Origin of the sequence: Photobacterium kishitanii (genome assembly GCF_000613045.3) — a bacterium.
Taxonomy (GTDB): domain Bacteria; phylum Pseudomonadota; class Gammaproteobacteria; order Enterobacterales; family Vibrionaceae; genus Photobacterium; species Photobacterium kishitanii.
Genome location: NZ_LN794352.1, coordinates 2,243,695 through 2,264,607 on the forward strand (window position 1 = coordinate 2,243,695; position 20,913 = coordinate 2,264,607).

Genomic DNA, 20,913 nt, shown 5'->3' on the forward strand with positions numbered 1-20,913 from the left:
AAAAACAAACCAACAACATCGCTAAAGTGTCATCTCGATATCACAGGGGTATATATCGTGTTAAAAAATAAAAAATTGTTAAATAATATCGGCATACAAGTCGTTATAGCAATGATCATCGGTACGATTGTCGGCATCATAATGGGACATGATGCAGTAATGTTTGCGCCGCTTGGTAGTCTTTTCATCCATCTTATTAAAATGCTAGTTATACCTTTAGTTGCTGTCGCTATTATTTCAGGTGCTGCAAGCTTAGGTAGTAGCCATGCCGCCGGTAAAATAGGTGTCACAACATTAGCTTTTTTCGGAATAACGTCGGCACTTGCGGTCGCATTAGCGCTTGTGATGGGGGTAGTATTCCAACCAGGAACTGGGGTTGATTTATCTGGTGTTGCAGGAATGTTTGCCAACACTTATGCCGATAAAGGAGCATTACCTTCGTTTTGGGCAACCATTTTAGGTATGATCCCAACTAATATCTTTCACTCCTTAAATGAAGCTAATATCCTTCAAATTTTGGTTTTTTGCTTATTTTTTGGCATTGCACTTTCTAAACTAGAACTAGAACGTCGCCAACCATTAATTAACGGCATAAATGCTATTGTAGATGCAATGGTATGGATGATTAACGTTGTAATGAAGTTTGCACCTATCGGTGTGTTTGGTTTAATGGCTGATGCGATCGGTACTTTTGGATTCAGCGCGCTAACTGTCGTACTAAAACTATTTACTGTTTATGTTGCCGCTATTTTGATCTATGGCTTTATTGGTTACCCAATCATGATTAAGCTGTTCTCAAAAACTTCACCGCTTAAATTTCTTTCAGCTATGAAAAAGCCCCAAGCAGTAGCATTATCTACAGCATCATCAATGGCAACATTACCCGTTACAATGGAAACATGTGAAGAAGATCTCGGCGTTAAAAACTCAACCGCTTCATTTGTATTACCGCTAGGTGCCACTATTAATATGAGTGGTAATGCTATTTACTATGGTTTAGTTGCTGTTTTCTTTGCTCAAATTTTCAATATTGAACTGGGTATGAGTGCTTATATTGCTATCATTGTCACCTCAACCATCGGTGCTATTGGCCAAGCCGGTGTACCAGGACCATCATTCTTAGTGGTTGCTGTACTTCTTTCTGCTGGTATTCCGATTGAAGGTTTACCATTATTATTTGCGCTTGATCGTATCTTTGACATGATTCGTACCGCACTCAATATTACTGGTGATGCGGCATGTGCCGTAATTATTGATAGTTTATATGAAGATCAACAACAACCAGTTGCAGTAACATCATAATAGTCACTACTCATTTTACAATATAATCAATAGCTACTTGGGCAACTAAGTAGCTTTTTTTCATTCAAGGCTTGGAACGGGTATACTCTGGTTAATTCTTTTTAATGAGCCGTACCAATGAAGCAACTGATAGAGTTTATTCCATTACTGATCTTTTTTGTGTTATTTAAAACCAATGGTATTTTTGTCGCCACAGGTGCGTTGATTGTGACGACGGCAATCCAACTGATCGTTACGTGGATTATCTATAAAAAACTAGAAAAAATGCAGATAATTACCTTTGTTATGGTCGCCATTTTTGGTGGTTTGACTCTTATTTTACATGATGAAAACTTCATTAAATGGAAAGTTACTATTATCTATGGTCTATTTGCACTCGCACTGCTAGTTAGCCAACTAATGCGCAAACCATTGATTAAATCGATGCTTGGCAAAGAAATGACCCTACCAGATAACGTTTGGTTACGTATCAATATGGCATGGACAGTATTTTTTGTTGTTTGTGCTATTGTAAACATTTATATTGCATTCAATTTCCCGCTTGATATTTGGGTGGATTTCAAGGTATTTGGTTTACTAGCGTTAACGCTACTATTTACCTTAGCCACGGGTGGCTATATTTATCGCCACTTACCTAAAAGCCCTGATGATAAATAAAGTTGTATAACCGATGACTACTGAAAACAATATCCCTCGTGGACAGCTTTTACTGCGTACATTAGCAATGCCTGCCGATACCAATGCAAATGGTGATATTTTTGGTGGTTGGATCATGTCACAATTGGATCTTGCAGGAGCTATTTTAGCTAAAGAAATTTCTCGTGGCCGCGTGGTTACTGTTTCTGTTGATAAGATAGAATTTAAAGCGCCAGTTGGCGTAGGTGATGTTGTTTGTTGCTACGGTGAATGTAAGCGTATCGGTAATACATCAATGAGTGTGGGTCTTGAAGTATGGGTGAAAACCGTTGCTGTCGATGGCGTAGGTGAACGTTACCGCGTTTGTGAAGCGACATTTAATTATGTTGCGATTAATAGCGAAGGCCGTCCTCGTAAAATTGAAGTCCCGCAGTAACCTAGCTTCATAAAAAAAGCACCTTTCACGGTGCTTTTTTATTACTAAGCAGACTAAATGTACCAGCCTTTCTGATTACTTAACGCTCACTGTTGACCATACAAAACGGTGATCAGAAGACACTTCTTTACTATCTCCATGCATACCAATGCGTGCATCGTTAAACAGTAATCGTCCTTCCTCACCCACTGCTGGCCAGTAAATACCGCTCTGGATAACGTTTAAGCTCGCTGAAGGTAAGACGTAATCTGCTCGAGAGCCAAATACACTTGTGCGAATTTCAGGATTAGGATGTACAGGATTCCAGTTATTAGCTGGATTTTTAGACTCAAGACCACCACTGCTTTGTGGTGTAAATGGTTGGCCTACTTGAGCAACAGTTTGATTGACTTTTTCATTAGCAAGTAATTGAATGATACCGTCAAATGGCGCGTTGATTTGAGTACCAACTACATTATCAGCATTCAAATCTCCCATTACAACAAAGTGTTCACCACTAAAACCACCTTTAGTGCCACTATCATCATATAATGATGGCTCACCATTAATGTAATAACTCCAGAACGCATTTTCATCACTATTACGATAACGGTTATTGTAGGTAACAGTATCAAAACCTGAAGGCGTTGGGTGTGCTAACAACACATTAATGGTTTTATTGCCACTTGGGGTTGGAATAATGATCGGTGCATCAACATGGTTTTTAGATGATAAGCGTAATACTTCCCACTCTTCATCACTAAACCATGCTTTATTACACATTTCAGCTGGAATTGGGTATTTAGAGCTGTCACAAACCTCAATAGTTGGCCTAACTACATTAGGTAGATCTTTACGCTTAAAATTCTGGAAGGTACGCGTATTAGCCGTATCTATTTCGAACTTAGACAACAATGCAAATGCGTAGTGACCATGATAGAAACCAAACCCTTGAGCATCATTAGCATCATCGGTTTTACCGTTATTATCTAAATCCAAGCCAGTTGCTAACCCAGTATTAGTCGCATAGTTCTCAGCATAAGGATATACGATAGGTTGTTGCATATTTCCACCATCAACACTATTCAGACTCTGGCTTACCGCCAAATAGTTTTGCTGGAAACCATTTAATGAACGTACATCATCTACTGTACCGTTATTATTAAATTCATTTAACAATAAAACATCAGGTCGATTTTTTTGAATAATAGCGGCAATATTACGGATCTGAATAATACGCTCAGCCAATAAATGATCAGCTTCATTTGCTGTATCATTTTTCCACGCTGCAATTAACTCATTTTGTTTTGCAACAGGAATCGTCATGTATTCAACCCAACGTTGATACGTTTCTGTAGGATCATTATCTACAGCAAGTGCTGCGTTAAATTGCGCAAATTTCACTTCAGAAACAGGTGTTGGTTGGATTGTATTTTGATTATCATTACAGCCTGTCATTATAAAAGACGCTGCTAATAATGTTGCTAATAACGTTTTATTCATTTTTATTTTAACTTTAGGTCAGATTGATATTAATTACATTATCAATATCGCTAGAATTAATTAAATTACTATTGTTACAAAAAACAATTTTCTATTAATGATATAGCGAGGATTTTATTAAATATTAAAATGACTACAAATGATTTATTTTTTAAAATCAAAAAAGACACCTATCGCTAATTGGGATTTCTTCTCCATAAACGGACAAAAACACCCCATTAAGGGATAATTTATCGTCTTTAAATACTATAGCTGTGTATAACGAAAAAATAAGACAAATGAATTAAGCTTCATTTTGTGATCTTACTTCAACAACATAATTCGTATAATCAGTACTCTAATTATATTCTCAATAAACATTTAATTACATATTGTCATTTCATTATATGCACCAATGATATAATACAATAAGTTGCATAAATATAAACAACAAGTAACATATAATTAGTCGTGTAAATCACAACTGATACTGGTTGTCATATTTCATAAAAATTAATAATTATAAATACTTGTTAGCTATAAATATTTGGTTAGTATGGTGGCATACTAAAAACAGTACGAAAAATAATTCGTTTCTTTCACCCAACAAAATAGGGAATGCCGACTATGTGGTATGTGATTTTTTCTCAAGATGTTGAAAATAGCCTAGAACGCCGTATGAGCGTGCGTGAGCAACATTTAGCTCGCCTAAAAGAACTTCAGCAACAAGATCGCTTATTGGTAGCTGGGCCAATGCCAGCTATTGATAGTGAAAACCCTGGTGAAGCTGGTTTTACTGGCTCCACTGTTATTGCTGAGTTTGACTCATTAGCACAAGCACAACAATGGGCCAATGAAGATCCTTACATTGATGCAGGTGTCTACGCAAATGTGATCGTCAAGCCCTTTAAAAAAGTCTTACCTTAAATATATTCAGGATCAACTTGTGAACCTAACTAAAACAAAAAAATGGCTTGTCGCAGCAGCTGGCTTATTCATCCTTGGTGGCTGTGCTTCACATGACCAACAGATGGTTGCAGAGTCACTCGCTCAATCACGAGCGGCAGCAATTGATAGCAAAGCACCCTATCCTAAAATTGATGCTTACCAAATTACTCAAGCTTATGCGAGTAAGAATATTGTAAAAATCAATATCATCTATGGTGGCAATGGCCGTATAAAACCAACAACAGCAATTGAAACAGCCAGTGCTAATTACTGCCATAATGCAGAGCTAATACCATTGTTTAAGCATGGCGTTAATTATTTAATTACCATCCGTGATATCAGTGGACGCCAATTAGTATCACAAACTATTTCAGAAAAATATTGTGACTCTCTGAAATAATTACATTATACAATATAAAAAGCCCTACCTATTTATTATTATTGGTTAGGGCTTTTTATATCATCTCAATAAACTAATCAACAGGCACGCTTTCAACACTAATCGCATCATTAATCTGCACTTCAAATGCTCTCAATCTTTTATAAATAGACATTAATTCAACAATAGTACTCCATGAGTGTACTAGAAATTGAAACGAATCTTCTACTTTACCAAAGGCTCTTAATATCTGCTGTAATACTCCAAGCGTTAGTACACCTGAAACAATTGCCGGACCCAGTGCAATATAAGGTACAATCACGGTATATTGGATATAAGACCACTTCGCGATATCAAAATATAAGTAGTGCCGATAAAGATTAAAGTAATTTTTTCGTACATTAAGAAATAGATCTTTAACCGTTTCAGGCTCTGCCCGCTGTGGATTATCTTCACCGAAGACCAATTCTTTACGGTAAGCCGCTTCTACTTTTTGATTTTTAAATTCTAACCCCGGTAAACGAATACCTACAATTGCCAATAACACCGTCCCGAATAACGCCGAAATAATCGCTAAGTAAACCAACGAGCGATCAACACTACCAATCCAAGGTAGCTCGGTTATATTTTCACTTAGAGTCCATAAAATAGGTAAAAATGCGAATAAGGTCATCAAGGATCGCATAAAACTAACACCTAGACTTTCGACAATACGTGCAAAGCGCATAGTATCTTCTTGAACTCGTTGTGATGCCCCCTCAATATGATTAATTTTATCCCAATGTTTCATGTAATAGTTATTCATCGCAGTACGCCAACGAAAGACATAATGGCGAACAAAAAAATCCAGAATAACGGCAATAATAATATACACCGATACAATATTGAAAAACTCAATACAGCCAGCAAGAAACTCATCAAACGTCACTGCATTAGGTTTGGCTAATGCCTTTTGAATAAGATCATAAAAACTACCAAACCATTCATTCACTTCTACATCTATCTGCACTTTGTACCAAGTGACATATAAAATAACGGCACTACCGACAATCGACCATAAAAACCAGCGTCGATCTAAAAAGAACGATTTAAACATTGGCACACATCCTTAATGTATTATATTAAGTGCAACCCTTGCACTAATAACTGAATCAATTAACTTTCTTTTTAATCTACTAATTTGAGTATTTGTCACTGCCCTCAAAAACGCAACAAACTAACAGCAATAAATCTCATATAACTTATTATAATAAAAAGATTACTACTAAAATGAGGCAAAAAAAATCCCTTATATACTCTTAGCCTGAGTGGCTAGAATCGATAAGGGATAATTATTTTATAGTGTATTTAAAACAGTAAACTTAGCTACGTCGCTCAAATATTAAGGCTTTAAGCCCACCTTCAGGCTCAATTTCATTAAACTCAGGTGGGTTATCTAATCGTTGGGTAAACACCATATCAGGCGCTTCGGTTGCCATGCCATCAATAAGAAACTGACTGGTTAACGTCGGATCATTCACACAGGCTAATACAACACCTTCAGCAGTTAATAACTCAGGTAAGCGACGTAAAATCTTTTGGTAATCTTTAGTAAGCGCAAAACTGCCTTTTTGGAATGATGGCGGATCAATGATAATTAAATCATAAGGTCCCATTTTGCGTACTTTACCCCATGATTTAAATAACTCATGGCCTAAAAAGCTGACTTTCTTTAAATCATGGTTATTTAAATGATGATTATCCCGTCCACGGCTTAATGCTGCTTTAGCCATATCAAGGTTAACCACATATTCTGCGCCACCAGCAATAGCTGCCACAGAAAAACCACAAGTATAAGCAAATAAGTTAAGCACTCGCTTACCTGCCGCATGCTCGCGCACCCAATCACGACCATAGCGCATATCCAAAAATAAACCGTTATTTTGATTTCGGCCTAAGTCTAGCTTGTAAGTTAGACCACTTTCGATCACATCTTGATAGTCAGAGCTTTGTCCCCATAGCACATCCATCGGTGAGCCTTGACGAGCACGATGCTGTAACAATAAAGAGTGAGCGCCGCTTGCTTTCCAAGTATCTGTTTGCGTTAACCTTGTTAACACATCAATTAACGCCGACATAAAATCAGCATCAGGTTCTTTAAATAAGGAAACCAGTACTTGACCTTGAAGCCAATCAACGGTGATTTGTTCAAGCCCTTGCCAACAGCGGCCACGACCATGAAATAATCGGCGCACTTCTGACGGTGGCGTTGCTAAAGCCGTTAATAAATGGGCTTCTAATGTAGGTAGAGCACTAATTTCCATAACATCATTCAAATATAGTCAATTAAGGCGGCTATTCTATACGTTGCGCTTCAGAATACCAACCACAGCCCAAATAGAATAATTAACTACTAATGTTTAGCGCGTAATACATATTCACTCGAATAAGATATCAGGCTCGTTGAGTGTAAGGTAAGTGTTGCTGATGATAGAAAATGACGAGGAGTAGTTTCAGGTAATAATAAATGTTGTTGAGCACGATTGCGTCGATGATGCGATTGACGTTTTTGTTGAGAAACTCGCATTTTAAGCGTACGTGAATGAGTACTGCGCATTGTAAACCTCTAACTAATACATTCTCTACGCGTATTATAATTTATCAATACTAAAAAGAAATCCACATCCGCCTTTTACTAATCAATTGCTGATAATATCCACAGTTAAGCTTTAACTGCAGATATTTAATGCTGATCTTTATTTTTTATGCGCTAAAATGGGCCACGCTTGACTCCAAGGATGCTGCCATTCTGTTAATGCTTGTCGTGCTTCCACTGTTGACCATAATTGTCCAACGCTCGGTGGGCATAAAAATTGTTGTAATTCACCTTGATATGGAAAACGCAAACCATAAGCGTGTAAATAACCACGATCAGCAGCTTCGTTACCATAAATATCATCACCAGTAATACCAGAGCCGACACTACGTAACGCAACTCGAATTTGATGAGTTTTACCAGTATGAGGTTTACATAAGAATATCCGTCGTCCTTCTCCAGCAGCAGCAGAAAAGAACTGAGTGATTGCAGGATTTACTGTTGTTGTTTCTAGTTTCCAGCTACTACGACGCGAACGAGTCATATCACCAATCACTACACCTTGTTTTTTCTTTGGTTTTTTAGTGCCTATGGCGATGTAAAACTTTTCAACTCGACGCTCTGCAAAATTAGCACATAATGCTGCAGCTGCTGTTTTATTACGTCCAAGCAGTAGCAATCCTGATGTCATTTTATCAAGTCGGTGAATTAAATATAACTTCTCATCACCTGTTTGTGCGGCAACAGCAGCCAGTAGTGGCTGTTCATTATCGTCTTTATGAACACTGATCCCTGGATGTTTATTAATGACTAAAAAATCCGAATGCTGGTAAACAAGATCAAACATAATCGCAAATAACGCCTTTACAGAACAAAGATGGCGCGAGTATAACCAGTCATTAAAAAAAGAACAGCCTTGAAGATTATATTATTTATTATCACTAAAAATAATCATTCTCTAATATCGTCAACCCTATACTATCGGTTTAATTATTACTCTCAGTTTACCCTGCAAAGTGGTAACGCCCCCTCAAAAATAGCCTTGATTATTCAACATAAGCACTAAACAACAGTGAATATTAGGTTTTTTTTCGATTTCAATGCAATATATGTACAAATTGTATTTATATATTGATGAAGTCATTCGATGGAACAGTTTTATCAAATCTTAACGTGGATTGGCATTTTCGCCTATTGGCTGTTAATTGCAGCTGTCACTATGCGTGTGGTCTTCAAACGCCGAGCCGTTGGCGTTTCTCTCGCATGGATGATGATTATTTATATCGTCCCTATTGGTGGTGTTATTGCCTACCTGTTATTCGGCGAACTTAATCTCGGTAAAAAACGGGCGGAACGTGCTCGCGAAATGTTTTTTCCTTTTGCTAGCTGGTTTCAATGCCTCACTGAATGCCCAGGCCACCAGCCACAAAATATGAGTGATGTGGCAAAACCGATTAGCGATCTATGTGAGAATAGACTTGGATTACCTGGATTAGTCGGTAATCACCTCTCATTAAAATCATCAACTGATGAAATTTTACGAGCACTTATTACAGATATTAATAATGCCCAACATGCCATTCATCTAGAATTCTATATCTGGAATCCAGGTGGTCTTGCTGATGAAGTCGGTGTCGCCCTGATCCAAGCCGCTAAGCGCGGCATTAAAATTAGAATATTGCTCGATTCCGCAGGCAGCATGCGCTTCTTTCGTTCTCATTGGCCAAAGCTTATTCGTGGTGCGGGGATTGAGTTAGTAGAAGCTCTCGCGGTATCACCATTTAGAATGTTCTTACGCCGTTTAGATTTACGTCAACACCGCAAAATCGTGGTTATTGATGACAATATTGCTTATACCGGTTCAATGAACTTGGTGGATCCTGCCTTCTTTAAAGTTGATGCAGGTGTCGGCCAATGGGTTGATGTCATGGTTCGAATCAGCGGCCCAACTGTTTCAGTACTTAATTGTATTCAGGCATGGGATTGGGAAGTAGAAACTGGACAGCGTTTTTTACCGCCATTACCTGCTTGCAAAATACCAGCAGAAGATAAGCCCTATTATGATACGGTGCAAGTGATCCCCTCAGGCCCAGGTATGCCCGATGATATTATTCATCAAGTATTGCTATTAAGTATTTACCAAGCAAAGAAAAGTATTGTCATTACCACCCCTTACTTTGTGCCGAGTGAACACTTATTACATGCGATGAAAGGCGCGGCAGAACGTAATATTGAGGTTCATATTGTACTACCAAAGAAAAATGACTCGACGATGGTTGAATGGGCTAGTCGTTCTTTCTTCAGCGATTTATTAAAATCAGGGGTACATATTCACCGCTTTCATGGTGGCTTATTACATACGAAATCCGTCGTCATTGATGATACTCATTGCTTAATCGGTACGGTTAACCTTGATATGCGCAGTTTGTGGCTCAATTTTGAAGTAACAATGGCAGTTGATAACCTTGAGTTCACTCATAAACTGAGCCAACTGCAACAAAATTACATTGCAAACTCAGAGCCTGTCGATAAAGATCAATGGGAAAAACGTTCAGTACGTAATAAGTTTGGTGAGCGTTTCTTCTACATGTTTAGTCCACTGTTATAACCATCAAAAAACAGCATTAACCCCTTATAAAAAAACGCCTCAATCATGAGGCGTTTTTTATTTGCACAGGTAGAATTTAACCTCTAACTATTACATTGCATCCATGAAGATTTGTGAAATTTCTTCATGCGTTGCTTGCTTAGGGTTAGTAAAACCGCAAGCATCTTTTAGTGCATTATCAGACAATAGTGCGACATCTTCAGCTTTTACATTAAGCTCTTTTAAACCCGTAGGAATGCCCACATCTTGAGATAGCGTCATGATTGCGTCAATGGCAGCAGCGGCACCTTGTTGTGGTGTCATTGCATCAACATTAACGCCCATAGCCGCAGCAACGTCGCGTAAACGCTCAGGACACACTTGCGCGTTATAACGCTGAACATGCGGTAATAACACGGCGTTACATACCCCATGCGGTAGATTATAAAAACCACCTAATTGGTGCGCCATTGCGTGAACATAACCTAATGATGCGTTGTTAAATGCCATACCAGCCATAAATTGCGCATAAGCCATTTGTTCACGCGCATGAAGATTTTGGCCTTCTTTAACTGCGGTACGTAAGTTCGCTTCAATCAATTCAATCGCTTTAATTGCAACAGCATCAGTGATTGGAGTTGCAGCAATTGAGACATAAGCTTCAATCGCGTGAGTTAGTGCGTCCATACCTGTTGCTGCAGTTAACGACGCGGGTTTCGCTAACATCAATTGAGGATCATTAACTGACATTAACGGCGTGGTGTTTTTATCCACTATCGCCATTTTGATATGACGCGTTTCATCGGTAATAATACAGAATCGGGTCATTTCAGACGCAGTACCAGCCGTCGTGTTAATAGCCACTACAGGTAACTGTGCTTTCGCTGAACGATCAACACCTTCGTAGTCACCAATTTGACCACCATTAGCCGCAAGTAATGCAATACCTTTTGCACAATCATGAGGCGAGCCACCACCTAATGAAATAACAAAGTCACAGCCGTTATCTTTTAACAGAGATAAACCTTGATCAACATTAGTAATAGTTGGGTTTGGTTGAGTACCATCATAAACAACAGACTCAATATCACGCTCAGTCAATAACACCGCAACTTGCGTCACCACACCAATTTCATTTAATACTTTATCAGTAACTATTAATGCTTTTTTAAAGCCATGAGCCTTAACAGCATCTGCTGCTGCAGTTAAACAACCAGCCCCCATAAAGTTAACCGTTGGAATATAAAATGCACTACTCATAATAACTTACCTTAATTTTTTAAATATTCATTATCAAATATGTCTTATCCTATAAAACAGCTTTAACTAATGACACTCCGCCTAAAATACGCTTTCAGTATTTTTACGCCTTTGGTGATAAAATCTAATTGATCTAAAACAAATATTGAAAAAACACTGTAACTTATCTGCAATACTATGAACCTTATCGCAAAAACACTTTTTTATTGTTTCCCATAAAAAACAATATCATTCATTGAGGAAACATAATTACCTCTAAAAACAGCATGAAGCAGTATCACATTTCAATTTAATCGGTACAAAAATCCAGTAAATGGTCGATTTATCATCTTACGACAACCGTTATTCCCCCCTACTATGCGGCTAACGCAGCTTATTATTACTCTTAGCGCTTGAGAAGATTCACTCTTGGCCGACGTGAACATTCCGGCACTACATATTTGTTAGGTGGAACATTATGACGTTTAAATTGACTCCAATTGCAATCTCACTGGTATTGTCATTAGGTTTATTGGGTTGTAACAACGACAACAATAATCAAGCCCAACCTGAAATTACCCTACCAGCAACACCGATTATAAATATGGCTGTCTTGAAATATATTGATCCTATGATTGGTACTGCAGCCTCTGGGCATACCTTTCCTGGTGCCGTTGTTCCTCGCGGGATGGTGCAATTAAGTCCAGATACTTTTAAAGGCACCAATGCGGATTCTGAAGCAGGTCAAAACAGTTGGCATTCTGCTTCAGGTTACTGGGATGCGAGTGATTATGTTGCAGGGGATATATTTACAACAGATTTGAACATTTATGGTTTTTCCCATACTCATCTTTCTGGCACTGGAGCAACAGATTTAGGTGATATTTTAGTACTACCTTATTCAGATATAGCCAATAGTGAAAATAATACCTTTAATAAAGCAACTGAAGTCGCATCCCCTGGTTACTACTCGGTGGTACTTAACAATGGCAATATAAAAGCCGAATTAACCACAACCACCCGTGTTGGCGTTCATCGCTACACCTATGAGCAAGGTGCTGATCGTAAAATCAAACTCGACCTTGCCCATACACTGACTGCCAATAATGGTGAATCATTACAAAATCGAGTTGAATTAATCGATGAATACACCATTCGTGGTCGCCGTGTTTCTACAGGTTGGTTCCAAGGGCAAGACATCTTCTTCTATGCGCAATTTAGTCAGCCGATTGCTCATGCGATGATTGCCCGTGACGGTGGCGAAGCAATGGACATGAAGATGGGCGCAGTTTACGGCTCAATCAATAGTCCAAATAAAGAACAAATCACTTATCTTGATTTTGGCAAAGGCGATCAGCCGATTGAAATGCGAGTAGCACTATCACCTGTAGATTGGGAAGGGGCGCAAAAGAACTTAGAAGCAGAAACTCCAACCTATAATTTTACTAATGTTAAAACGAATGCAGAACTCGCATGGGCGAAAGAATTGGCGACAGTTCAAGTAAAAGGTGGTTCTGAGGCTGAGAAAACTAACTTCTATACCGCGATGTATCACGCCATGATCGCACCGATTGAATATCAGGACGTCGACGGCCGTTACCGCGATCTACTCGGCGGTGTTCGCCAAGCAAACGGCTATAAAAACTATTCGGTTTATTCGACATGGGATACATTCCGTGCGGTTCACCCGCTGCTAACTATCACAAACCCGCAGCATGCCACTGACCTAGCCAATGATTTGATCCGTAAATCACAAGAAACAGGATTACTACCTAAATGGGAAGGTTATGGTGAAGAAACTGGTACCATGATTGGCTACCCCGCCACCGCAATTATTGGTGATGCGGTCGTTAAAGGTTTAGATGTTGATGCTCAAGATGCGTTAGAGGCAGCAAAGAAATCGGCTTACTACCGTCCATATGATTTTCCACAAATACCCGATCACACGCTGCAAGCGGTGATGGCTGGTCAACTTAGTTATTACGAACGTGATAAGTGTGTTGGTTTACCAAACTGGAACTCAGTCTCTTACGCATTAGAATTTTCATACTATGACTGGACTATCGGCCAAATGGCAAAAGTGGCCGGTGATGACGCCGCTTATAATGAGTTTAATGATCGCGCCTATTGGTCTTTAAATCATTGGGATAACGAAGCAGGTTTCTTTGTCCCAGTAAAACTTGATAACTGTGAAAAGAAATTTGCTTCTGATGCCTTTAATCCATATAGCTCAGATGCTTATTGGTATACCGAAGGTAATGCATGGCAGTGGCAATGGACCTTTATGCAAGATCTCGACAAGCTAACCGAAATGATGGGTGGCACTGAAGGATTCAATACAAAGCTAAATGACTTATTCACCGCTGATGCCAATGGCGGTGAAAACCACCAAGATATGACAGGCTTTATTGGTCAATACATTCATGGTAACGAGCCATCACACCACGTTATTTACTTGTATAACCGTACTAATGAATCATGGAAAACCCAAGAATACCTCGATAGAGTTTATAAAGAGTTCTATAAGCCAACCCCTGATGGCATCATTGGTAATGAAGATGTGGGTCAGATGTCAGCTTGGTACATTATGTCGGCAATGGGCTTCTATCAAGTCACTCCAACCGATCCAACTTACACTATTGGACGCCCTATTTTTGATGAAGTAAAAATCAAACTACCAGCAGGTGATTTCACGATTACAGCTGAGAATAACAGTAGTGATAATAAGTACGTGAAGTCAGCACAGATCAACGGTAAACCATTAGATATATTTAATAGCTTTGAGCACAGTGAAATCAAAGCAGGTGGAACATTGCACTTTGTAATGACCGCTGATAAATCACAAGCAATGGCAGCACGATTAAAGTAAGTGAGTGGCTTTAAATACCAGCTTTAAACATCGTTATTAGCAATAATGAAAAATCCCTCGCTAGTCATAACGAGGGATTTTTTAATTTAGATGCTTATTGCTGGCGATGATTAATGTAATAATTAGCCCTATGACCAAAAGTCATCAACAATGGCTTTGTTTTTACGTTTCTTTTTACCTGTACCTTCAGGTTTTGCCATTGGCTTTTCTACTGCTAATAATACTTCAGCTTCATCGACTTCAAAACCTGCAACTTGTTCACGCTCAAGTCGAACCTTGTTCTTCTTCTCGATGATCTTAAAATGATGGCTGTCTTCATAATCAATCAAAGATAATGCTAAACCAACTTCACCTGCACGACCACTACGGCCAATACGGTGCATATAATCTGCTGGACTACGTGGTAAATCAAAGTTAATGACTACCGGCAGCTTTTCAATATCAAGACCACGAGCCGCAATATCTGTTGCAATCAATACCTCAATATCACCCAATTTAAATGCTTCCAGCACACGAGTACGTGCACCTTGACCTTTATCACCATGGAAGACTTCGGCACTAATACCACGCTTAGAAAGCTTATCAGCAAGATGTTCACAACTGTTTTTTGCATTTACAAATATAAGTGCTTGGCGCCATTGATTTTCTTTAATTAAATGCGCTAATACTGATGTTTTTTCACCTTTATTAACTGTAAACACACGTTGTACTAAAGTGCTTGAGTCAACACTTTGTAATTGCAGTTCAACCGGATCGTTAAGTAACTCTTGGGTGAGAGCCTGTACTTGTTCAGGAAACGTTGCGGAGAATAATAGCGTTTGCTTCTTTTTAGGCAACAATGCTAATAATGCTGATAATTCTTCGGTAAAACCAAGGCTTAACATACGGTCAGCCTCATCAAGTACTAACGTTTTTACCTTATCAAGCTTAATAGCATTACTTGAAATCAAATCTAATAATCGACCAGGTGTTGCAACCAAAATATCAGTACCACCACGCAGTGCCAACATTTGAGTATTTGCAGATACACCACCAAACACAGCTACAGTTTTAATTGCGCCATTAAAATGTACTGCATAAGATTTAATGCTATCAGCAACTTGCTTAGCTAATTCACGAGTAGGAACTAAAACAAGCCCAGCAACATAGTTACCCTTAACGTTTTTATTCTCTGATGATTTAGCTTGATGCAATTGTTGTAATAGCGGCAAGGCAAATGTTGCCGTTTTACCTGAGCCTGTATTTGCGCCTGCAATTAAATCACGACCAGCTAATACACTTGGAATAGCTTGCGCCTGAATTGGCGTTGGCTGTTGATATTCCAACTCCGTTAATCGTGCTAGCAAAGGTGAAATAAGGCCAAGTTCAGTAAAGCTGGCTGGGGTTGTCGTTGTGGTCATGAATATAAAGGCTCAAAGCTAAAATAATTAGTTCTATTTTAGCGTATTTAGCCTTCACTCAATAGTGATATCGAATAACCATTGCCATGATCCTAACGAAATTCTCTCTCAGCAATCATCTATTTTTGTGATTACTAACGATATTTCTAAGTACCATACTGGCTAACACCGCGCTAATCGATAAGTATAACCGCTTAAATCGCAACTCTATGAAGCAAAATTATGAAGACAAAACAATTTGAGCGTTGGTCGAAAATCCGAGCGAAAGGTCAGCTTAGCTATGTTATCACTCAAAGTTTAATCCTATCATTCGGTATGTTAATAGGACACCTCATCGCTTTTTATGTAGACAACTATGATATTAAATTAAGTCTATTTTTCTATAACAAAATGCCCATCATTATTTTTACTGTTGTATTTACGCCCTTTTTCGCATTAATTTTGTGGTACATACAAGAAGCAAAATTCAACAAAGAATCACGACTTAGAACATCAAAATAATAATATACAGATTGATGCCACATCACCCTCAATAAATCTATTTTCAGTATTACTCACTAACAGTTCTTAAAAATATTACTCTAAAAAATAGCATCTATGCTAGGCTTAAGTAGCGATTCATGTTGCATTACTAAATATACACGCAGTTTATATTGTATAGGTGCCTATGATGCATATTTTAAAACACATAAAGTACCGTGTAATAATCATTTCATTATTCAGTGGATTAAGTCTATTTTTAAGTCATGGCTTATATGCTGTTCCGCTTAATAGTAACGACTTTAACCAAGCTAAATTATTAGCCACGGATAATTCACACCGTTCTGCACATCCCACTTCACGGATAATCAAAATATCAAAACACCGTTCAAATATATTGGCTAATAATGACAAATGGGTTGATATTTATCGTTATCACTATCCAACAGATACAACAGAAGTTTTAATTTACAATTTGAAAAGTAATGAATTAATTCAATCAAAACGTCACCAAAATCTTCAGCTTTCAGCAACACGTGATGAAATAAAATATGCAACACACTTACTTGAAAATGATCCAGTATTCATGAAACAGCTGTCGACAGAATATTATCAACGTTATCATTCTCAATTACCGAGTACAGCCATTCCATTATCCAGTCTACGGGTTAAAGCGGTTATTTTAACTTCGGATAATGTGCACAATCTGCCTCAGTTTAAAAACACCAAGAACTGTGGTTTAAATCGCTGCATTTATTTTTTCTTATCCTCTCTTGAAGCGCCTTATGCCAATGTCACACTAGATACTAAAGCCATCGTTAATTTATCACTAAAGGCGGTAACGGCATTCAATCAATCTCAACGTGAGCATAACCATACTGTGCATCATTAATACATGATGATGTTATGTTTTATTAATACAAACAACTAATTGGGTGGAAGGGCGATGACTTATTGTAAAAAAGCTTATTCGCTACTGATTGTTTTATTATTAACAGTCAGTATTCCGACACAAGCGGCCATGATCTCTGAAAAATATCAATGTCCAAAACAGCAACAAGTGGTCTACAAGTTTGATTCAGGCAATAGCTGGAATTTTTGCTGGATGTGGAGTGAACAACAAGGTCTAAGTCTACATGATCTTAGTTTTTATTCTGCCAAAGAAAATTTAGATATTTATATCGCATCATCCTTACAGCTAAATCAAGTTGAAATGGTTTTAAATGACAATACAACAAATACTGCCCATATTACTCAACATGATAAATCACTATCAACAATAACCGGTAGTTGTAGTAACGGCCAATTATTAACGACAAATGATAACACCCCTCTTATTTGTCTTAGTGAGTCGACACAAGACTTTGCCATGCAATATGAAGAACAATCTCGTCGTCAATATGCCATTGATATTTTCCATATTATGACTTTAAATAATCATCAGTTTCTCTCTCGTATTCAATTAAATGATGATGGTAGTTTTAGCCCATCAGTGAGTTTTATTACTAATAATGTCACAGACTCAATACCCTATACGGTGAACTATTTTTGGCGAGTTGACTTTGATATTGGCGCAACAGCCAATAATGATACTGTTGAAGAGTTTCGTTCAAAAATACGTCAGGGGCGTAAAGGTCGACAAATTCATACCTTTACCTTTAACAAACCGAATGAATTCAACAAACAATATGATCGTATAAAAATGAAAAGCTGGCGTATAGTCGATAAGCAAATACGTAACGATTACAGCATGCGTTCGTCTTATCATATATTTCCACTTAACCACAATGTGTTTGAGCGCGATCCTAAGCGTCCATGGACGAAAGCTGATGTATTCTTCACTAATTACAATGACTGCGAAACAAATGCCATTGCTAACCACTCCCTAAACTGTGCGAGCAATATTGCGAAAATGACCAATGGCGAAAAGCTTGAAGATGTCGTAGCTTGGATAAGATTGACCGCCCACCATACTCCACCCTATAACAACAATGCTGATTTAGCACCGATATGGCAATACTTCACTGTCTATCCTCGAGATATCTATAGTCAGAATCCTAATATTCCAGATATAGATATGCCACAACCAGTCAATTAAATATGAAATCAATCGCTATTAATATAGAGAGGATATTATGTTTACATCAATGCGATTTTGGATAATCAGTTTTGTTATTGCGTTACCTTGTTTATTTTTACAACCAGCATATGCCTGCACTGCGGCAGATGATAACTATATCCATGAAAACTTCACTAATGGTGCCCAATGGTCAATGTGTTGGGAATTTAACGATGATGAAGGTATTTATTTAACCGATATTACTTATACTCCACCTGATAGTAATACCCCCTTTCGAGTGATCAATGAGGTTAATATTGCTCAGATATTTGTACCCTATGATAATGGACAAGATAGATTTCATGATGTGACAACTTATAGCTTTGGTGACGGTATTATTGCTATTAAACCGCAAAATTGTGCTAATGGTAAACTAACCACGGTAAGCACTATGTATGAAGACATACGCGGGCTCTGTCAACGGAAAGTCTTAGATACCACGATCAACTCAGTTATAGGGACACCAAGCACCAGTGAGCACCTATTACTGTTTTCATCTCATCAAGTTGGAGCATACAACTATATTCCAGAATGGAAATTCTATAACAATGGCATGATCGAATTTGCTATTGGTGCTACAGGTGCATTAGAAACAATTGTGAATATTCATAATAATCCTGATCGAGAAAAGAAATACCGTAAACTAGGTTGGAAAATAGATAACAAAACAGTGGGTGTTTCACATGTTCATAATTATTTTTGGCGGATTGATTTTGCATTAGGTGATAATGAAAACGACGATATTGTTAAAATCGTCCAATATAAAAAGCAAGGCAATAAAATAATCGCCAAATGGCGTGATGTTGTTGTTGAATCACGTTTTAATAACAAAGCAGAAAATAACCGTGGCTGGCTAATTCAAGAAAATGCCAATTCCAATAAAAGCTACCATGTACAACCAGGAGACTCTGGCCACCGTTTTGTCGGAATCAAAAAGAAAGAAGCCTTTACTCGTAATGATTTATACATTACGAAAGATGTCGCTTGTGAACGTTATGCTTCACAAAACTATGCTTGTAACAATAAAAAACAGTTGTCTGATTTTGTCCAAAGTAGTGCATCAATCGAAAATAAAGATATTGTGGTTTGGTATAGCTTAAGCTTACACCACATCCCTCGCGGTGAGGAGTCACCTGAAATGGATATGCATAGAAATAGCTTCAAGCTAATTCCTAAAAACCTCTATTAATGATGGTAGTGATTTGATTCAGATGTAAAAAAGCCACTAATTTTCATTAGCGGCTTTTTGAATGTGGCGGAGCAGCTTTGAGGACTAGTGGATTTGAACCCTAACTACAATTTACTCATCGCACTATTAGGTACCAATAAAAACAGCAATAACGCGCTAATAATCGATTCCCTATCGGCGTTTGTACTTCACGATAGGAGATGATGACGGTTAAGGATTGGTATTCGTAGTAGAGAATAATGGAGACCAATTTATTCAGATGTAAAAAAGCCGCTAATTTTCATTAGCGGCTTTTTTGAATGTCGCGGAGCAGCTTTGAGGATTAGTGGATTTGAACCCTAACTACAATTTACTCATCGCACTATTAAGTACCAATAAAAACAGCAATAACGCGCTAATAATCGATTCCCTATCGGCGTTTGTACTTCACGATAGGAAATGGATTGGTATTCGTAGTAGAGAATAATGGAGACCAATTTATTCAGATATAAAAAAGCCGCTAATTTTCATTAGCGGCTTTTTTGAATGTCGCGGAGCAGCTTTGAGGATTAGTGGATTTGAACCCTAACTACAATTTACTCATCGCACTATTAGGTACCAATAAAAACAGCAATAACGCGCTAATAATCGATTCCCTATCGGCGTTTGTACTTCACGATAGGAGATGATGACGGTTAAGGATTGGTATTCGTAGTAGAGAATAATGGAGACCAATTTATTCAGATGTAAAAAAGCCGCTAATTTTCATTAGCGGCTTTTTTGAATGTCGCGGAGCAGCTTTGAGGATTAGTGGATTTGAACCCTAACTACAATTTACTCATCGCACTATTAGGTACCAATAAAAACAGCAATAACGCGCTAATAATCGATTCCCTATCGGCGTTTGTACTTCACGATAGGAGATGATGACGGTTAAGGATTGGTATTCGTAGTAGAGAATAATGGAGACCAATTTATTCAGATGTAAAAAAGCCGCTAATTTCCATTAGCGGCTTTTTTGAATGTGGCGGAGAGATAGGGATTTGAACCCTAGATACGCTATAAACGTATGCCGGTTTTCAAGACCGGTGCTTTCAACCACTCAGCCATCTCTCCAATTTTATATCTCTTAAAGAGAGATATGGCGGTGAGGGAGGGATTCGAACCCTCGATACGTTGCCGTATACACACTTTCCAGGCGTGCTCCTTCAGCCACTCGGACACCTCACCACATTGTTGCCAACAACGCTTTGCTTGTCGACGGCGTGTAATGTAATGATTTATGGGATCAGGGTCAAGGCTTTTTATGTGACT

18 protein-coding genes and 2 tRNA genes are annotated in these 20,913 nt (G+C 38.2%); 11 read left to right on the plus strand and 9 right to left on the minus strand.

Annotation, left to right across the window (positions count from 1 at the left end; all coding sequences use genetic code 11):
* Positions 1 to 57 precede the first annotated feature (57 nt).
* From PPBDW_RS10510 to yciA, 3 genes are all read left to right on the plus strand, one after another.
* Positions 58 to 1,302, plus strand: a complete 1,245-nt coding sequence (locus tag PPBDW_RS10510; RefSeq protein ID WP_080888901.1) for a dicarboxylate/amino acid:cation symporter — start codon at positions 58 to 60, stop codon at positions 1,300 to 1,302.
* Between the two features lie 117 nt (positions 1,303 to 1,419).
* Positions 1,420 to 1,959 carry a septation protein A gene (locus PPBDW_RS10515; RefSeq protein WP_036795361.1) on the plus strand — a complete coding sequence of 180 codons (540 nt, stop codon included), beginning with the start codon at positions 1,420 to 1,422 and terminating at the stop codon, positions 1,957 to 1,959.
* A 13-nt stretch (positions 1,960 to 1,972) separates the two neighbouring features.
* A complete protein-coding gene (gene yciA, locus PPBDW_RS10520; RefSeq protein ID WP_036795362.1) occupies positions 1,973 to 2,374 on the plus strand; it encodes an acyl-CoA thioester hydrolase YciA in 402 nt (133 codons plus the stop codon).
* A gap of 75 nt (positions 2,375 to 2,449) precedes the next feature.
* Here yciA and PPBDW_RS10525 read toward each other — a convergent pair whose 3' ends face one another.
* Entirely contained in the window at positions 2,450 to 3,856 is a 1,407-nt protein-coding gene (locus PPBDW_RS10525) for an endonuclease/exonuclease/phosphatase family protein (protein ID WP_162271198.1), read from the minus strand.
* 606 nt (positions 3,857 to 4,462) lie between these two features.
* Between PPBDW_RS10525 and PPBDW_RS10530 the strand changes: the two genes are divergently transcribed.
* Together PPBDW_RS10530 and gspS2 are read left to right on the plus strand one after the other, a co-directional pair.
* Complete coding sequence (locus PPBDW_RS10530; protein WP_036795365.1) at positions 4,463 to 4,762, plus strand: YciI family protein; 300 nt, start codon at positions 4,463 to 4,465, stop codon at positions 4,760 to 4,762.
* A 19-nt stretch (positions 4,763 to 4,781) separates the two neighbouring features.
* Positions 4,782 to 5,183 carry a type II secretion system pilot lipoprotein GspS-beta gene (gspS2, locus tag PPBDW_RS10535; RefSeq protein WP_036795366.1) on the plus strand — a complete coding sequence of 134 codons (402 nt, stop codon included), beginning with the start codon at positions 4,782 to 4,784 and terminating at the stop codon, positions 5,181 to 5,183.
* Between the two features lie 73 nt (positions 5,184 to 5,256).
* Here the strand turns inward: gspS2 and sbmA are convergent, their stop codons facing one another.
* The 4 genes from sbmA to PPBDW_RS10555 form a co-directional block, all read right to left on the minus strand.
* A complete protein-coding gene (gene sbmA / locus PPBDW_RS10540; RefSeq protein WP_052671541.1) occupies positions 5,257 to 6,258 on the minus strand; it encodes a peptide antibiotic transporter SbmA in 1,002 nt (333 codons plus the stop codon).
* A 265-nt stretch (positions 6,259 to 6,523) separates the two neighbouring features.
* Positions 6,524 to 7,465, minus strand: a complete 942-nt coding sequence (locus tag PPBDW_RS10545) for a class I SAM-dependent methyltransferase (protein ID WP_036795367.1) — start codon at positions 7,463 to 7,465, stop codon at positions 6,524 to 6,526.
* 89 nt (positions 7,466 to 7,554) lie between these two features.
* Entirely contained in the window at positions 7,555 to 7,758 is a 204-nt protein-coding gene (locus PPBDW_RS10550) for a hypothetical protein (RefSeq protein ID WP_036795368.1), read from the minus strand.
* Between the two features lie 139 nt (positions 7,759 to 7,897).
* Positions 7,898 to 8,584 carry a TIGR01621 family pseudouridine synthase gene (locus PPBDW_RS10555; RefSeq protein ID WP_036795370.1) on the minus strand — a complete coding sequence of 229 codons (687 nt, stop codon included), beginning with the start codon at positions 8,582 to 8,584 and terminating at the stop codon, positions 7,898 to 7,900.
* 300 nt (positions 8,585 to 8,884) lie between these two features.
* Between PPBDW_RS10555 and cls the strand changes: the two genes are divergently transcribed.
* Entirely contained in the window at positions 8,885 to 10,345 is a 1,461-nt protein-coding gene (gene cls / locus PPBDW_RS10560; protein ID WP_036795371.1) for a cardiolipin synthase, read from the plus strand.
* A gap of 90 nt (positions 10,346 to 10,435) precedes the next feature.
* Here cls and yiaY read toward each other — a convergent pair whose 3' ends face one another.
* Complete coding sequence (gene yiaY, locus PPBDW_RS10565) at positions 10,436 to 11,584, minus strand: L-threonine dehydrogenase (protein WP_036795373.1); 1,149 nt, start codon at positions 11,582 to 11,584, stop codon at positions 10,436 to 10,438.
* A gap of 457 nt (positions 11,585 to 12,041) precedes the next feature.
* Between yiaY and PPBDW_RS10570 the strand changes: the two genes are divergently transcribed.
* Positions 12,042 to 14,432 (plus strand): GH92 family glycosyl hydrolase, encoded by a 2,391-nt coding sequence (locus PPBDW_RS10570; protein ID WP_036795375.1) that lies wholly within the window; start codon positions 12,042 to 12,044, stop codon positions 14,430 to 14,432.
* A gap of 128 nt (positions 14,433 to 14,560) precedes the next feature.
* Here PPBDW_RS10570 and PPBDW_RS10575 read toward each other — a convergent pair whose 3' ends face one another.
* Complete coding sequence (locus PPBDW_RS10575; RefSeq protein ID WP_036795377.1) at positions 14,561 to 15,832, minus strand: DEAD/DEAH box helicase; 1,272 nt, start codon at positions 15,830 to 15,832, stop codon at positions 14,561 to 14,563.
* A 222-nt stretch (positions 15,833 to 16,054) separates the two neighbouring features.
* Here PPBDW_RS10575 and PPBDW_RS10580 point away from each other — a divergent pair, with 222 nt between their 5' ends.
* The 4 genes from PPBDW_RS10580 to PPBDW_RS10595 all read left to right on the plus strand — a co-directional run bounded on the left by PPBDW_RS10580 (position 16,055) and on the right by PPBDW_RS10595 (position 19,620).
* Positions 16,055 to 16,333: a hypothetical protein gene (locus PPBDW_RS10580; RefSeq protein ID WP_036795378.1), complete on the plus strand. Its 279-nt coding sequence runs from the start codon at positions 16,055 to 16,057 to the stop codon at positions 16,331 to 16,333.
* A gap of 169 nt (positions 16,334 to 16,502) precedes the next feature.
* Positions 16,503 to 17,204, plus strand: coding sequence for a hypothetical protein (locus PPBDW_RS10585; protein ID WP_036795379.1), 702 nt, complete (start codon positions 16,503 to 16,505; stop codon positions 17,202 to 17,204).
* 54 nt (positions 17,205 to 17,258) lie between these two features.
* The gene (locus PPBDW_RS10590; protein WP_036795380.1) at positions 17,259 to 18,410 is read left to right on the plus strand and encodes a hypothetical protein; all 1,152 of its coding nucleotides are present in this window, start codon (positions 17,259 to 17,261) and stop codon (positions 18,408 to 18,410) included.
* Positions 18,411 to 18,447: 37 nt separating this feature from the next.
* Positions 18,448 to 19,620 carry a copper amine oxidase gene (locus PPBDW_RS10595; protein ID WP_036795381.1) on the plus strand — a complete coding sequence of 391 codons (1,173 nt, stop codon included), beginning with the start codon at positions 18,448 to 18,450 and terminating at the stop codon, positions 19,618 to 19,620.
* A 1,004-nt stretch (positions 19,621 to 20,624) separates the two neighbouring features.
* On the opposite strand, the gene PPBDW_RS10600 is transcribed toward PPBDW_RS10595, so the two are convergent.
* Positions 20,625 to 20,715: transfer RNA gene (locus tag PPBDW_RS10600), tRNA-Ser, on the minus strand.
* A gap of 26 nt (positions 20,716 to 20,741) precedes the next feature.
* Positions 20,742 to 20,829: transfer RNA gene (locus tag PPBDW_RS10605), tRNA-Ser, on the minus strand.
* Between the last annotated feature and the right edge of the window lie 84 nt (positions 20,830 to 20,913).